Raw genomic sequence first — 15,217 nt, 5'->3', positions numbered from 1 at the left:
CTCTAATCGCTCGGCTGAACTGCGATCAGACTCGTTACATTCACAGCGGTAACTTTCAGGTGACTCCGTGCGCACTTTTCGCTTCATCGCTCTGTTCTGCCTGACTCTAATCATCCCCGGACAGGCTGCCGTCGCTCAACCGGAGATACAATACTCCGGCCAAGTTGAGTGGGCAGAAGAATCGGGAACAATGACCTTCAACTCAAGCGGTTCAATGCCGCTCAGTAAGGAAGGTTTCTTCTGGAACGTGCCTGCGAGCGTTCAACGAATTGTGATTGGTGAGGATGTCCAATTCACAGGTGGTTTTCGTGTGAAATACCGTGCGCCTAAGAATCCGCTGTACATCGTGGGACGCAATCGAGAGACCTCCGTCATTTTCGGTACGAGGGAAGAGGCATGGACGGCCAAGCAGAAGATCTCTGAGAACGACAAATGGAAGTACAGCGCGATCAGCGTCATCGAAGACGCTGTGGTTCGCGTTTCAGGACTGACTGTTCGCGATCCGCGCGGGTATCTGATTTCTGGATATGCAAACAAAGCAGTCATTCACGTCGATGCCTGCACACTCGTTGACAGCCGAAGTGGGGACAACAACAACAGCGACGGATTCGCTGGAGCTGCGGGATCGTCGATTCGAGACAGCTTGATCAGCACTGCAGATGATGGGATCAAAATCTACAACGACATCACGATTGAAAACGTCGTTATCGAGCATCACCGAAACGGAGCACCACTGCAATTCGGCTGGGGCGGAGAATCGAAAGCCGTCAACGCCACGATTTCAAATCTGACGATTCGCGGAGTCGATCCCGAGCATCGCTACAACATGGCTCCACTCACCTGGGAGCGAGGCGATCGAGCCACGAGAAACGTCCGTATCAACGGATTCAATGTGATGACCGAAGGCGAGTTGTATGACGAAGAAAGCGGCAAATGGGTGCCGTTGGGGTTGTTGGAACTTAAACCTGTCAACTGTGAATTCAACCTGAATGCAACCGCAGTCCAGCTTCACGGTTTGCCGCTCGGGATTAATAAGACGACGGGGACCGTTCAGCTCGATGAGCTTTCGGCTCGCGAAAGCTCCCCCCCAAAACAATGAGTGCTGACCTACTCAGAACGTGTCAGTATTTAATACTGAGTGCTGAGCAGAGAAATGCCATCAGACGATCAGCCGACTTAAACGCCTTGGCTGTTTCGTTGACAAACTTCGGTGAGGTCACAAGGCCCGGTTCGAAGTTTGAAAGCCCGATAAAATCTTTGCGTTTCAGATCGTCGATGAGCGGATGATCAGGATCGATGCCCCGAGGTGAACGCTTCAAGGAGTCCCCGGTCAGTGCAAATCGCTTCACGAATTTTGCGTCGCTGACTGCGGCCTTCCAGTCCTTGGAATGCTTGATGATCGCCTTGCGAATCGCGGCGAGGTCCTCTCCCGCGGGATGCCAGACTCCCGCTGCAACGAAACACTCTTCGGGTGAGATGTGCAGATAAAACCCCGGTGCGTGGACGTCTTTGCCCGCTTCGTGGCGAAATTGGATTCCGATATTTGTTTTGTACGGAGTTTTGTCTTTCGAGAAACGCGTGTCACGATGGACTCGCATCAACGATCCGCCGACCTTCTTGGGCTCGACTCGAAAATGGCTTGAGATCTTTTCGATTGGCCCCTGCATCGCAGCGATGTATTCCAAGGCTGGACTGCGAACTTCCGATTCGTATCGATCGCGGTTGGCGTCGAACCAGTCTTTGTCGTTATTGGCTTCGAGTTCCGCCAGAAACTGAAAGACTGACGGCGGAAATCCATTGAAAGTTCCCATCGTGGCTCCTGATGGAATTTCAAGCACTCGGCTTTAGCGACAAGGTTGAGGAATGAGATTTCGCGTTTGCCCAGCAGAACAACCGTGAAGACTGCCTACTCCAACTGCTGAATCAATTTCGTCAGTAACGGAATTGTCGTCCCGACGAAGATCCCTGTGAGCACGAGAATGATCGTGAAATGGGCCCAATGTAGGCGGACTTTTGACTTCAGAGCAAGCTTCGAAAAGTGTACCGCGATCCCGGCCACTCCAAGCACCGGCAGAATGGCTGCCGCCCCCGGGCTAAGCGCGAGTTCCGCAAACCCGGGAATCTCTAGGTCGAATTCTTCCATCACCGGCAGAATTGCATTTCGCTGCCGGACAACAAGAATCGACGCAAGGATGGTGAGGACGAGATTGATCCCGAACAAAACGGGTTCAACTCGACTTGTCAGCCCCGACAAGAGGACCAACTCATCGAGTTCATTCTTAACCGGCTTCGTCATGAGGCAGCCCGTGATGCTTCCAGTGGGGCACACTTTCCGATTTCTCGGACAGCTTGCCGCAAACGCTGAGTGTTTTCGACGATTGCCAGACGCAAATAGCCCTCGCCGTCTTCTCCGAAACCACGCCCCGGGCTGACAGCGACTCCGCCTTCTTCGAGGAGTTTCATCGAGAAATCGATGGACCCCATTTGGGCATAAGGCTCAGGAATCTTCGCCCAGACGAACATTCCTGCTTTCGGCCGATCGATCTCCCAGCCTAAACGCTCAAGTCCGTCGCACAGAGCATCGCGGCGACCTTGGTATTCAGTCGCAATGCCTTCCACAGCGGCATCGCAGTGTCGCATCGCGACGATGGCCGCAATTTGAATTGCCTGAAAAATCCCGTAGTCGTAATAACCTTTGATCGTCGCCAATGCCCGGACCATTTCGCGATTCCCGGCACAGAACCCGATTCGCCACCCAGCCATGCTGTAGCTCTTGCTCATTGAGGTCAGTTCGACACCAACGTCAATCGCTCCCGGAGTGGAAAGAAAACTCGGTGCGAAATATCCATCAAAACAGATATCTGCGTATGCGAAGTCGCTGATCACCATGAAGCCATACTTCTTGGCGAGTTTCACAAGTTCGACGTAAAAATCCTGCTCGATCACCGTCGACGATGGGTTGTGTGGGAAATTGACCACAACCACTTTCGGTTTCGGATAAAGATGTTCACATGTGTATGCCACGTTGCGCAGAAAAACGTCTGGCTGACGAACATCGAGAGCGATCACGTTTCCGGCAGCGAGCATCACCGAATACATATGAATCGGAAATGTCGGCGACGGAACAATGGCAGTGTCTCCCGGTCCCATCAAACCGAGGCACATATGGCTGTAGCCTTCTTTGGAACCGATACAGGCGATGATTTCATCGTCGGGGTTCAGGCGAACTCCATACTTCTTCCAGTATCGTTTTGCGACTTCGCTACGCAGATTCCCGATCCCGTTCGACACCGAATAACGGTGATTTTTGGGGTCCTGCAGTGCCTGAGCCAGTTTTTCCTGAATCAGCGGGTCCGGCGGATCGGTTGGATTTCCCATCCCGAGATCGATCACATCGATGCCAGCGACGCGTTTTTCGTACTTGACCTTGTTGATCTTTCCGAACAAATACGGCGGCAATCTTTTCAGTCGATCCGCAACGGGAATGGAATACGGATTGTCGCTGACTGGGACTTCTGTTTCGCTTCTCATGACATTCATCAAAAAGAGCTGAGGACTTACCGAGTGCTTCGCTAGAAACCACGCAGTGTGATGGCGGCACCGGACCGGACAATGGGATCTTATCCGGATCAGTTCGGTTGGGCGAGATCGAGTTCTTCAGAAACCTTTCGTGTTTTTGAACATTCTCGGATCTCTAATGTGCTTTACGGGCCAGCAAGTGCTGCATCAATCCGGTTTCGAATCGGTGGGGAGGAGTCTGCTGACTACCACCCCACGAGCCGAATTCTCTACGAAAATCAGCCAGCACAACACGGACGAAGTTGCAGACAAGTTTCGCCTCATGCTGGTTCGGCAGTCCTTATTCGAGGCCTACTACTTTTGTTTCTGCGAGAGCAAGAACGCCAACAGATTGTTGAAATCCTCGGCGGGAATCAGCTCGCCCCAGTTTTCAGGCATGATCGAGATCGGAGAAATGGCTTCGTCGTCGACCAGATTTTTGTCGAACTGAATCTCTTCTCCTTTTTGATTCGCCAGAACGATGACATTTCCTTCTTCTCGTCGGAACAGTCCGGAGTAGATGCGACCGTTCTCGAGGACGTACAACCGCGTCCGGAACGCCACATCAATGTTTCGGTTTGGCGCTAGAACGTCTTCCAGAAGACGTTCCATCCCCCGATTTCCGATTCCGTCGAGCTGCGGCCCGATCTGTTTTCCTTTGCCATCGATGGTGTGGCAGGTCGCACAATTCTTTTCGAAGACCTTCGCACCTTCAGCAATTGAGGCTGTCTGTGCGTTGAAGCTGCTGCGACGAGCTTCGATCATCGCGAGAATTGAATCGCCTCCGTCGGGGAGTTTCGATCGAATCGCTTCCAGCCGACTAATGATCTCCGAGCTTCCCGTCCCTTTGACTTGAGCAATCACGACGTCCGATCTCAAAACTTCCGGAGAAATCATACCCAAGTCAATCAAGTCGGCGAGTTTTGTCGCTCCTTGCGACGAACGAGACATCGTGCGGGCGAACGTCGTCTGCAGCCTCAGCGGCAGGGATTTCAGAACCGCGACCTGGGCTTCTTCATCCTGACTTGAGAGAGCATCGGCGATTGAGTTGAGAAGCACCGTTGACACATCCGGCTCTGCGAAAACAGCCAGCAGCCCGACCGGGATGTCTCCGGATTGCGAGGCAGCGATGAGAGTAAGTGCAGCGTACCGTACCTCACCAGCTTCGTTCGGGTTCATGGCAATTCGCCCGAATTGATCGAAGAACTCTCCTGCCCCCAGCCGTCCGCTGAGATTTGCTGCGAGTACGACTCGTTGCCGGTCTTGAGTCAGACTTTGGGTTGGAAGCTGAACGACAGGTGGATTGATTTCACCAATTGCAATCCAAGCATAGGCCGACAAATCCAGTCCATCGACGACCTTGAGGACACCGGTCTTTCCAGCGAACTCCGAGAGATCCCAGTCAACTCGACGAGCTGTATCGTTTCGCGGGGCGTAAGCAATCCGTACCGGATTCTCCTCCCCCTCCACCGACAGGCTGACGAAATTGTGATTGATCCTTCCCTCGTTCGGAAATCCGAGATGACCACAGACGTAAAACGATAGCGTTTCCGGAATCGGGAACGGCTTGGACATTAGAACGCCGCGAGCCTGCTCGCCTCCCGGAAGACTGCTGAGGAAAAGTTGTGAGTGTTGAGCGTCTTCACGAGTTCGCGGTTCGACATCCCATTTCCCGACTGCCGACCCTTCATTCGCCAACTGCTGCCAGTCGGACAGCCCTGCCCCGCGTTCGCCCAAGACGCGAGCAATCACATCGCGTCCCCACGAACTCATTGCATCCGGAATGTTCTCCCCCTGCTGGCGAAGACCTTCTTCCATCGCTTGCAGCAGCGAAAGCTGGGTATTGACATCCATGGAATATCGAGTGCGAGCCAACTCGACGAGCCGAGGAATCTCCTGACTCTCCAGCGTTCGGGCTGCCATCCGTACGACGGTCTCTAACTCTCCACCGGGTAATTCCACCTGATCGATCGCTGAAAGGAGAAAACGGGCGGAGTCCGTCGAATGGACAGCCAGACTGACAGACGCCAGCAACTCGACTTCTTTATCTCCCGGATTCAATTCCGCCACGACCTCATATGCGCCGGGCAATTGACACGTTGACTTAAGAGCCAATTTGATCGCGTGCTTTAATTGAACGTCACCACTCGAAGCTTGCGAATAGGCTTGAAGAAGCTTGGCAATCACATTCGTATCGGGGTGATCGGCGAATGCGAGAGCACTAGCGCGGCGAACCAATGGGTCCGAATCACTCAGTCCGTTCGATGCAAGCTGTTGATCAGCTGCCGACCAATTCTTCCTCGCTCCTAGGATGCGTTGCAAATGAACTCGTACCAGACTCGATTCGTTTTCACCTTCTGCAGCCAGTTCCTGATCAGACAATTCCCCGAGTCGTTCCAATGACCACAGAAGTCCGACCGTTTGTCTGGCGTCGTTTGAGTTCTTGAGAGCCGCTTTCAACTCCGGAACAGCTTCTTTTCCACATCGTTCGACAAGTTGCTCGACGACGCGGCTGACGTACGGCACATTCGGATCAGCAAGCAATGGAATCAATTGTGTCGCCGTCAACTTTGTCAGATTCTGCGGACGTTGGCTGCCTTCCGTCTCACCCTTCCGGACCACTTTCCAGATTCGTCCTCGGAAACGATCTCGTCCGGGATGATCCAACGGAACCTCGTAGTGACCGATAATTCGGTTGTAGAAGTCCGCGATATACAACGCTCCATCGGGTCCGCACTGCATGTCGACCGGGCGAAACCAGGGATCTGCCGAAACAAGAAAGTCTGCCTGTTCAATCACCTGCGGACTCGACCCGTCGTACTCCAACGTATCTCGATGGATGCGGCTGGTCATCACATTTCCGACGAACAAATTGTCTCGATACTCCTCCGGGTAAACATCATCTGTATAGATGCTGAGTCCCGCGATGGCTGTCGAACCATGAAGGTGATCCATGACTGCTGGCACGTAGCCGAGCCCATCGTGCGGCTTCCCAAAACTCTCGTAGTAACCGCCTTTGAGTAGCAGAGTCACTGGTTTTGTGTGACAGTCCGAGGAATACAAGTCTCCCCACGCATCGAAAGCCATTCCGAATGGATTGACTTGCCCATGAGTTAAGTGCTCAATGCGCTCACCGTCGATGCGAAATCGATAGGTGTTTCCACTTTGCATGGAAACAGTGTTCCCGTCTCTGCCTGTGACAGATGATTGGTTGTTAAATCCGTGGCAAGCATACATCCAGCCATCGAGTCCTCGACGAAACGCATTGTTCAGGCCGTGCGTGTCTCGCGAGTAGTCGAAGGGTCCGTACAAAACCTCAGTGGTGTCGGATGTTCCGTCGCCATTGGTGTCTCGATAAAACATGATGTTCGGAATCGAGAATGCAATCACACCATCTTTGTACGGGTACAATCCGATCGGAATCGTGATCCCTTCGACAAACGTCGTGAACTTGTCAGCACGTCCGTCGCCGTCAGTGTCTTCCAGAACGCGGATGCTGTCGGTTGCCTCTTCTGTAAAGTTCGGGAACGGGTAGTCGTTCGACCCTGACATCCACAATCGACCTTGAGCATCGAATGCCAGATTCATGGGCTTCTGAATATCTGGTTCACTCGCGAAAAGTTGAACCTCGAATCCCTCCGGAACGGAAAACTGCAAGCGCTCCTCGTCCGGAGTGAGAGGGTCAGTCTCCCGAACTTGCTGCCCGAAGTCCTGTGCCTGAATGCAGTCAAACCCAGCGAAGGCAACCAACACAACCAAAAGCAATCGAATACACAACATCAACAACAGTCTCTCGCTCAATCCAAGGGGTTCATCATGTCCGACAAATGCTTACCGATACGTTTTGAACATCATGACGCATCGTCAGAAAAACTGCCAGCTACACCGTCGCTGCATCCGGGACAAGAGGAACAAGCCTCTCTTTCAATACACGACGACTGACATCTGGCTCGCGAACTCCGACAACCCCAATCACAGTAGCGTTCTCGGTGTTAGCGTCAGTTGTCCCCTTTGTTTGTGAAATCCCTCATCACGATGAAACAGCGTGTCGCAGACATTCTCGTCGTCCTTCTGGCCGTGGCGCCGTTCTATTCGGTCTATGCTGCGCATTGGATGCAATCGGAAGGAGCGACTGGGTTCATTCAGTACGACATGCCGTACTACAGTGCGAACGGGCGAGAAGTTTTTGAAAACGGAAACGGAATCGCAGGCGCCAACCCCTTCGATCCGCAGCCCGAAGCTCCGGTCGTTTACGCTCAATGGTTTCCCTGGGTGCTCGGAACAGCGATCACTCAGCTCGGGATTCCGCCAGAAGTTGCCTTCTGTGCGATCGGTCTCGTTGCAGGACTGATCACTAGCTGGTTCACACTTCTGATTGTCCGCTCACTTCTGACGAACCACGAACACGAAAAGCTCATCTTCCTGCTGGCGATGTGGGGAGGCGGAGCACTTGCGATCGCGCAGGTCGTGATCAATTTCATTACGCACGAACACCCTTTTCACCTCATCCTCAACTTCGATCTCGGCGGCGGATGGTGGTTCTTCTCCTGGGGAAGAAACCTCCTGCTCCCGACAGAAGCCCTCTATCATGCGTTCGTCGCTGCCGCCTGGTACTGCGTGATCCAACGACGGGAATGGACAGCGGTCGCGCTCGTGACTGCTCTCGCAGCGACGCATCCGTTCAGCGGCGTGCAACATCTTCTCGTCATGGGAAGCTGGAATCTCTTCCAACTGCTCATCTGGAAAGATCGACAAGCTCTCTTCCGAGGATTGACGCTCACCGTCGTGCTCGGAATGTTCCTGACTTATTACTTCGGGTTTCTGGAGTCGTTCCCCGAACACCGAGACCTGCGCGAGACGTGGACACTCAATTGGAGCGTGCCGACAATCGTCCTGCTGCTGGCTTATGGCCCGGTCGCCACGCTGGCCGCAGCGAGACTACTGTTTCAGCCGCGAACTCGAACTCCAGAGATTTGGTTCTTCGTCGTCGCTGGCCTGATCTCGTTCTTGCTGATCAAGCACGACCTCTTCATCACTCCACATCAACCGCTGCACTTCACACGCGGTTATGTCTGGATGCCGCTCTTCCTGCTCGGCCTGCCTGTGATTCAGTCGTTGACGAACTCAATGTTTCATATTCAACCAATGTTTCTCAGAGTCATCTGCATCGCAGTAGCTGTTCCTCTCGCCTGCTTTGACAACATCTGCTTCATCGGCCACTCAACTCAACATCCGGAACCGCAACTTTCCTTGCCGACACCTGTTCGCGACATCTTCGAAACTCTCAACGAACACGAAGCAACAGGCGTCTTCCTGTGTGCCGACGAAGACGTCAGCTACCTCTCCGCGACCTTCACCCCAGTCCGCCCCTACTTCGGGCACAAGTTCAACACTCCCGATTTTGCAGAGCGAAAGAAACAGGTCCTCGCCTGGGCATCCGGTGAGCCAATCGAAGACTGGCTCAATCCGATCGACCTCATCCTCCTCCGCCCGGAAGACCCAACAGACCTTCTCCCCGCTAACGACTGGAACCTCCTCAAAGAAGCCAACGGCTACCGGCTCTACTCGCAATCGCCCTGATTGAGCACTGAATCTGATTAAGCAACCGCAGGTCAGGATGCGACAACTTCAGTGAAGCTACCGTCCCCTCGACGAGGATAGAGAAGAGCCCTGTTGTTGCTGAATCCCTCACAACACTTCGATCCAAAGTCGGACCATAACAGCGTCAATCAGTGTGACGTGGGTCGGTGTAGATTGCTTAGAATCGACTTCACCAATTCATTGATTCTGCTGCTATCCGAATTCGTGTCCGCAATCTCTTCCGCAGGTTCGGCGACATCCGCCTCAAGTACGTAGTCGGGGTCAATACTTTTGTGCCAAACAATGTTCCACGCAGCGTACCGAACGACTTCGCTTGGATCAGCGATGGCTTTCCGAATCAAACTCGCCTGATCTTTCACCTCTAAGAATCTCACCGAACATTTAAAGGCCGATGCTCTCACAAGGTCGTACTCATCATCAGTAGACATCCGAAGCACAACGTTACGCACTTCGTCCTCGATGCTCCACTCCCCCAACGCCCTATTTGAACACAAGCAATCAATTGCGTGCCTTCGGACTGCCGGCATTGAACTATCCAGATGCCGCTGGATCGTCTTTATCGCCGATTGTTTTTCTACTTCGTCAGCTTGTTTTGACTTCAGAATACTTGACGCAATCGTTACTCGTACGTATTCATCACGCTCGTTGTAGAGCGATCGAACTAGAAACTCTTTGGCTTCTTGTGTATGAACTTCGCCAAGTCCATTCGCAGCAAAAAAACGAACGTTAGCATCTGAATGCCCCAAGAACTCCTTGAGTGCACGAAAATCTCGTTTATCAACAGCTCTGCGAACACGAACTAACGGTGATGACTGCACCTGAACGAACACAACCGCAGCTACAATTGCCAAGACGCAAGCGATGCTTACAGCAGTCTTCTCGATTGACAGAGTGGACATATCTTGTGACTCCTGCGATTCCCGACGGTCGCGCAGTCTCCTGCGTGCGTTCCAGAATTGCGTCCGACGGATCGGGGACAGCTCGCTTCACAACAACCATCGTTCGTCATGGCGAAACTGGGCAGCAAGTCCTCTTCAAATACTCAATCAGCCAAACATACACTCTTGGCCGGTAACCGCGAGGATTAAACTTCCTGAATTCCAAACTGAACGACGCAGCACCGTGAATCTAATACATAACAGTAAACCAAATTGCTCCAGTCAAACAAGCACTGCCAGCCAAAAGAGCAACTGGTCGAACCCAGGGTCTGATATTCCGATTGGAGTCATAGAAGACAAACCGAAAAGGATCCTTTTCACCCAAACGCCAGTTGTCAAAGCTCGTCGTGTCACGCTCTTCAACGAAGAGCAAACCGAAAGAAATAACACACACAGGAACAAAGAAGACCATCAACACCAAAACCTTTTCGAACAACTCACCTTCCCAGAATAGAATCTCCATCATTCTTCTCTTCCTCAGGCGCGTGGCGATCGAACCGATCCAAGCAAAGAGGCGCACTATTCGGTCCGCTCAGCAGACCTTACTTTGCTTACGGCATCACTTCGTTTCCAAAACAACATCTTTTCTCCATTGGTTGCAACACCCTCTTGTATGATGGTTCCGAACTCCAATTTCCTTGGAAGAAAATCCGGAGAACATTCGACAAACCAGATATAATCAAAGTTACTTTCCTCAACAAAGCCATCGAAAGATTCGTCAAACGTGCACTTATAGAACATAATCACAACTGCATCAACGAGCACGAGCTTCTCAGTTTCCTCGACCCCGACAGCCATTTCACAGAGTGACAACCGGTTCAACTTCCGACATCCGGACAATAACTCAAGCACATCAGTACTCACTCGGTTATATACTGCTACGTGCTGAATTGGGGCAAAGTCCTTCAGCTTGAATAAAATCCCATGCACTGGGAGCCCAAAACCGTCTTGGGGTCCCCAGTATTGTTCGTGCCAGATCTGCTTGTTTCTTAGCTGTGTCGCGATCGCATTCTCTCGTATAAACGGTGCAATGAAAATGCCAACTGCAACAAATGCCCCACCAACAAGACATACAATCAAGTGCACTACTCCGATAGTCCACTGTTTCTCTCTTGTCGCACTCACCGGTCGATTACACTCTGAAACTAATTTGCAGGTGTCGGTGACGGAAACCTCGGTCCGAATGTTGGATTGCCCCAATTGAAAATTGGGTCATAGTTCGGGTTCTCCGCCTCTGGATGTCCACTCGGATGTTGGTGATTTCACTCAGTCGATCTTGCGTCATTCAATGCGTTCATTATGTCGTGCTTGACAGCGAATGCTGGTGGCTCAATGGCAGGAACGCCGTCATTTGGCTATCGAACTTTGAACCGTCGCCACGGGATTCGAAGGTCAGCACGAGCTTGAGCAAAAAGCCAAAGCCGCCTCCGCCAGGGGTGCCGGTGTTCAAGCGATGAAACCTTGCTCAACCGGCACTCTTTTCGCCAACATATCGATTCCAGACCTCTGTCAAGAAACGCTTTTCCTCCTCACTGTGATGGTCAAGGTAAGCCCATTCTTCAAAGTACATTGTCTTTGCAGTTTTCAAAGTGCATCGATACGCATGAGAAACGAATTCCTCGCTACCACAAAGCAAATAGTACCTGTTCGCCTCGTCTTTGTAATATAGGAATGTTTCGTCGGTTGACGTCAACATTACGAACCGCCAACTGTTGCTGCCATTGTACGCCAACAGTGAATCTTGCGAGACCTGTATTGTCGCAACATCAGGCTTACCTTCATATTCGAAAGCGATTCCAACGACTTCCCTGGCACCCTGTATATGGATAGCGTCAACCAACCATTCGGCTTCCATTGGATTCAGGATATCTGGGACAGGTAGGGCCAGCCACTGTTTCTGCCGAAGGACTTCGATAGAAACGAAACCGCTTGAGTCAAGCCATTTATCTATTGCCTGTTGCGCCAACTCGACACGGTCGCTCTCCTTTTCCATGTTCAACTCCTTTTCAGTCGTACCGAATCTCGTTACCTCGACGGGCGCCGTGTGCCACGCTGGACAACCTAGCAGTGGCATATGGCGATTGTATTGACAGTCTTCAAATCGAAAAGGAGAATCTGAGATTAGCAAAAGGGCACCAGCTAGACGCCGCTTCGGTGGCGTGCTTCGGCATTACGCATCTTAGGGAACAGTTGTCATGGATCGATCGCAACGTGCTGGCGTGAGCCTTGTTGAAGTTCTCGTTGTGATTGCGATTCTCGGAATTCTGATGGCGATCATTCTCCCGGCCGTTCAGAATGTCCGGGAGACTTCGCGAAAGTCGAGTTGCCAGAATCGGATGCGGCAACTCGGCCTCGCTTTCGCAAATGTCGAATCGGCTCACCGGGCATTTCCAACAAATCGAGATGTCTACAAACAAATTCTGCCTCATCTTGGCCATCAAGCGAATTACGATTTTCTCATTAACAACTCCCGTGTGTCCTCGCCTGAAGTCGTTCAAGAGTTCAGCTGTCCGAGCGACACCATGCCAATTATCGCTGAGTTTGGGCAACTTGCGAGCTATCGCTTGAATGAAGGAACGAAGTTCGGCGAGCAGTCAGGCCAGCACAAACACTACAACGGATTTCAGAAGTTCAATTCGTATAACCTTCTCGATCAATCTTTTGTCAGCCTGAACACGCCTGCCAGTGCGATCACGGATGGACTTTCTCAGACTGCTGCTCTGTCGGAACGTCTCAGGTATCGAGAGGGAACACGGTACCTTATCGCCGAACCTACTCCGACGACACTGGCCCGGGAAACTGGTCGATACGCCTGGTTCATCTCCGAACCACAGCCCTCCCCCGGAGCAGAGCTCCCCATGCGCGAACAGTGTCAGCATCACCGAACGGTCCCGAGTGACTGGGACGGTGGGCACGCACCACTCACAGGTGCTGATCGCGGATATAACCACTTACTGGGGCCGAACCATCCGGCGTGCATCAACGCAGTCAGTTCGAACAGATGGGGTTACAGCAGTGAAGAAACCATTCTTCCTCCTTCAAGCTCTCATCGAGGTGGTGTCAACGTGCTGTTCGCCGATGGCAGTTTGCATTTCATCCAAAACCAGGTCGATCTTGATGTCTGGATGGCTTTGGGAACAAGAAGCAACAATGAACCGTTTCAACACCAATTTTAGTCGACAGTCACTCGCTCTGTTCACAACGGTTTCTCTCTTGGCAGCGATGATTATTGGATGTCGTCCTGAGAACACTGGGGCGAACGCGCCGACAACTCCACTCATCGAGTATCAAAGCCCTCCTGGAACAACCCTTCAAACGATCTCCAAAATCTGGGATGTCGATTCCAAAGAAGATTTATCAACGGGAATCACATTAGCCCAAGACGAGGGAGTTTACCTGGTCCTTGAAGTTCAACTGGCACCCGACCAGAATCTCGATTCTGAAATCATTACCGACCCCCGTCGCTGGGCCTGTCTTGCGACGATTTACCCGAAGGACTCAATCCCAACCGGCGATGACGCCCTCCACTTTGGCCCTGAACCCATCTTTACAAACGATCGCCCGATGTGTTCCATCGTCAAAGCTCCTCTTCCCCGTTCTGACGCTGCAGGATATCGCGGACCGCTGGAAGTCTCATCGTCTGGAACTCGCCCACAATCCAGTGTTACGAAAGATGGCCAACGAGTGACTGCTCCATTCCTCAAGCAGGTCTTTCCGGTGGAAGTTTCTCCGTATTGGACTTTTGTCAGCGGATCGCATTTCTCGCCTGGCTCTTATGTGATCGAGTTCCGCACATTCCCTTGCCTCGACTCATTCTCGCCCGACCTTCCGAAAAACGTCACAAGCATTGTTATCAGGCAGCTTCCGCTGGACGTCGTGGAATCGAAAGAACGGTCAAGCCTCTGACCCGAACGGGAAGACAACCTCCTCTACAGATGCACGAGTGCCACGCCCTCACTTGCATGGACAGGCTTTCTCAATCAAATTCCTGACGAAGGGCAAGTGTCTACCCTTCAGCTACTGAGGGCGCGCAAGATGCCACAGTGAGACCCTACCGACCACAGCAGACAGTCCTTCCGATTCACACGATCAACTATCTCCGTACCATTCTTTCACTTCACTGTCGTAAAAACATATCGGATACCTGTCCTTATTGGCCGAGAACGTTAGCACAAAATCATCTCCGTCATTCTTTACTCGATACTGCCATTGCCTGACGCCGGAAGTTGGTTGCTCATAGCGAATATTGTTCTCGTTGTGCAATTCATCAAGTGCATCAGGAAACCGGCCATGCAGGCGATAATGCTCTTCGAGCAATGCCACAACAACATCCCCGCGCGACTTGCTTTCACGAACAATTGACGCATTCCAGGTTGAATGCTCATAGAGTATGAACGCGAATCCAACACTAATGAACACTAGAAGAAGACACAAAGCCCCCGCAAACAACCATGCAAGTACATTGAATAATCGGAGGATGACAGCACTTTTTGTAAATGTCATTCGACAGGCACCTTGAAATGCCAGGAGTTGGTGTATCAGTACCGGTATGGAATTGTCTTGCCGGCCCTCACAATTTGTAGTTAGTCGGCATCATGAATGAAGGTTTAATGGTACCTTCATTGTTGTCAGTGGTCGTTCTACTCACGGAATCTCCGAACACCTGACCGGTCGGTCCTTGAGAGCCTGAGCCTCCCGCGACAGTGCTTCGTCATCCGCTCTTCGATCACGCACCACGGGCGAGGGAGTTATGCGTCTTCCAAGTTTAGCTCTGTCTGGAATTGTGAGCATCGTCGTGTCACACTCGAAAGAGATTCTTACGTCTTCCCAAAGCTGGAGCAATATCCGGGGTGGAACTTCAGCCACCTCGCCAACCCAGCCTACGTTACTGCCTATCTGGTGAAAGAATCGACGACCGGCTCAATCCCATCGCTTTCCATCTCAATCGCTCGGAAGACTCAGCACAACTTCTCCCATCAATCAACTGGCAACTTCTCAACGAAACTAACGTTATCAGTTCCGCATCCACTCGCCTGACTGGAAAATGATTCTGCATTGGAAGAAGGCGAAAACGTCGGTAAAACTGACGTCACTTCGAAGAACGCAGGCCGAAACCTTCC

The 15,217-nt window shown here is 52.0% G+C and carries 13 protein-coding genes; 4 read left to right on the top strand and 9 right to left on the bottom strand.

What is annotated here, in order from left to right:
• The first annotated feature begins 67 nt into the window (after nucleotides 1-67).
• Entirely contained in the window at nucleotides 68-1,099 is a 1,032-nt protein-coding gene (locus AB1L42_RS17960) for a hypothetical protein (RefSeq protein ID WP_367059122.1), read from the top strand.
• A gap of 22 nt (nucleotides 1,100-1,121) precedes the next feature.
• On the opposite strand, the gene AB1L42_RS17955 is transcribed toward AB1L42_RS17960, so the two are convergent.
• The 4 genes from AB1L42_RS17955 to AB1L42_RS17940 form a co-directional block, all read right to left on the bottom strand.
• Complete coding sequence (locus AB1L42_RS17955) at nucleotides 1,122-1,811, bottom strand: DUF2461 domain-containing protein (RefSeq protein WP_367059119.1); 690 nt, start codon at nucleotides 1,809-1,811, stop codon at nucleotides 1,122-1,124.
• Between the two features lie 95 nt (nucleotides 1,812-1,906).
• Nucleotides 1,907-2,296: a hypothetical protein gene (locus AB1L42_RS17950; RefSeq protein ID WP_367059116.1), complete on the bottom strand. Its 390-nt coding sequence runs from the start codon at nucleotides 2,294-2,296 to the stop codon at nucleotides 1,907-1,909.
• Nucleotides 2,293-3,531: an aminotransferase class I/II-fold pyridoxal phosphate-dependent enzyme gene (locus AB1L42_RS17945; protein WP_367059113.1), complete on the bottom strand. Its 1,239-nt coding sequence runs from the start codon at nucleotides 3,529-3,531 to the stop codon at nucleotides 2,293-2,295. Before AB1L42_RS17945 ends, AB1L42_RS17950 begins: the two co-directional genes overlap by 4 nt.
• A 342-nt stretch (nucleotides 3,532-3,873) precedes the next feature.
• Nucleotides 3,874-7,338, bottom strand: a complete 3,465-nt coding sequence (locus AB1L42_RS17940; protein WP_367059110.1) for a PVC-type heme-binding CxxCH protein — start codon at nucleotides 7,336-7,338, stop codon at nucleotides 3,874-3,876.
• A gap of 255 nt (nucleotides 7,339-7,593) precedes the next feature.
• On the opposite strand from AB1L42_RS17940, the gene AB1L42_RS17935 reads away from it, so the two are divergent.
• Nucleotides 7,594-9,138 (top strand): hypothetical protein, encoded by a 1,545-nt coding sequence (locus AB1L42_RS17935; RefSeq protein WP_367059107.1) that lies wholly within the window; start codon nucleotides 7,594-7,596, stop codon nucleotides 9,136-9,138.
• A gap of 149 nt (nucleotides 9,139-9,287) precedes the next feature.
• On the opposite strand, the gene AB1L42_RS17930 is transcribed toward AB1L42_RS17935, so the two are convergent.
• From AB1L42_RS17930 to AB1L42_RS17915, 4 genes are all read right to left on the bottom strand, one after another.
• Entirely contained in the window at nucleotides 9,288-10,010 is a 723-nt protein-coding gene (locus tag AB1L42_RS17930) for a HEAT repeat domain-containing protein (protein WP_367059104.1), read from the bottom strand.
• A 277-nt stretch (nucleotides 10,011-10,287) separates the two neighbouring features.
• On the bottom strand, nucleotides 10,288-10,563 hold the full coding sequence (locus tag AB1L42_RS17925; protein ID WP_367059101.1) for a hypothetical protein: 276 nt from the start codon (nucleotides 10,561-10,563) through the stop codon (nucleotides 10,288-10,290).
• Nucleotides 10,564-10,616: 53 nt separating this feature from the next.
• Entirely contained in the window at nucleotides 10,617-11,222 is a 606-nt protein-coding gene (locus AB1L42_RS17920) for a hypothetical protein (protein ID WP_367059099.1), read from the bottom strand.
• Nucleotides 11,223-11,562: 340 nt separating this feature from the next.
• A complete protein-coding gene (locus tag AB1L42_RS17915; protein WP_367059096.1) occupies nucleotides 11,563-12,090 on the bottom strand; it encodes a hypothetical protein in 528 nt (175 codons plus the stop codon).
• Between the two features lie 202 nt (nucleotides 12,091-12,292).
• Here AB1L42_RS17915 and AB1L42_RS17910 point away from each other — a divergent pair, with 202 nt between their 5' ends.
• Together AB1L42_RS17910 and AB1L42_RS17905 are read left to right on the top strand one after the other, a co-directional pair.
• The gene (locus AB1L42_RS17910) at nucleotides 12,293-13,273 is read left to right on the top strand and encodes a DUF1559 domain-containing protein (RefSeq protein WP_367059093.1); all 981 of its coding nucleotides are present in this window, start codon (nucleotides 12,293-12,295) and stop codon (nucleotides 13,271-13,273) included.
• Entirely contained in the window at nucleotides 13,248-14,003 is a 756-nt protein-coding gene (locus AB1L42_RS17905) for a hypothetical protein (protein WP_367059090.1), read from the top strand. The genes AB1L42_RS17910 and AB1L42_RS17905 overlap by 26 nt, the downstream gene beginning before the upstream one ends.
• Before the next feature lie 183 nt (nucleotides 14,004-14,186).
• Here the strand turns inward: AB1L42_RS17905 and AB1L42_RS17900 are convergent, their stop codons facing one another.
• Nucleotides 14,187-14,600: a hypothetical protein gene (locus AB1L42_RS17900; protein ID WP_367059087.1), complete on the bottom strand. Its 414-nt coding sequence runs from the start codon at nucleotides 14,598-14,600 to the stop codon at nucleotides 14,187-14,189.
• Between the last annotated feature and the right edge of the window lie 617 nt (nucleotides 14,601-15,217).

The organism is Thalassoglobus sp. JC818, assembly GCF_040717535.1.
Taxonomy (GTDB): domain Bacteria; phylum Planctomycetota; class Planctomycetia; order Planctomycetales; family Planctomycetaceae; genus Thalassoglobus.
The sequence above is the reverse complement of the archived record's forward strand: the minus strand, read 5'-3'. Positions and strand labels throughout refer to the sequence as shown.

Coding starts and splice junctions, on each gene's coding strand:
- AB1L42_RS17955 (WP_367059119.1), bottom strand. CDS start 1,811: ATGGGAACTTTCAATGGATTTCCGCCGTCAGTCTTTCAGTTTCTGGCG.
- AB1L42_RS17950 (WP_367059116.1), bottom strand. CDS start 2,296: ATGACGAAGCCGGTTAAGAATGAACTCGATGAGTTGGTCCTCTTGTCG.
- AB1L42_RS17945 (WP_367059113.1), bottom strand. CDS start 3,531: ATGAGAAGCGAAACAGAAGTCCCAGTCAGCGACAATCCGTATTCCATT.
- AB1L42_RS17940 (WP_367059110.1), bottom strand. CDS start 7,338: ATGTTGTGTATTCGATTGCTTTTGGTTGTGTTGGTTGCCTTCGCTGGG.
- AB1L42_RS17935 (WP_367059107.1), top strand. CDS start 7,594: ATGAAACAGCGTGTCGCAGACATTCTCGTCGTCCTTCTGGCCGTGGCG.
- AB1L42_RS17925 (WP_367059101.1), bottom strand. CDS start 10,563: ATGATGGAGATTCTATTCTGGGAAGGTGAGTTGTTCGAAAAGGTTTTG.
- AB1L42_RS17915 (WP_367059096.1), bottom strand. CDS start 12,090: ATGGAAAAGGAGAGCGACCGTGTCGAGTTGGCGCAACAGGCAATAGAT.
- AB1L42_RS17910 (WP_367059093.1), top strand. CDS start 12,293: ATGGATCGATCGCAACGTGCTGGCGTGAGCCTTGTTGAAGTTCTCGTT.
- AB1L42_RS17905 (WP_367059090.1), top strand. CDS start 13,248: ATGAACCGTTTCAACACCAATTTTAGTCGACAGTCACTCGCTCTGTTC.
- AB1L42_RS17900 (WP_367059087.1), bottom strand. CDS start 14,600: ATGACATTTACAAAAAGTGCTGTCATCCTCCGATTATTCAATGTACTT.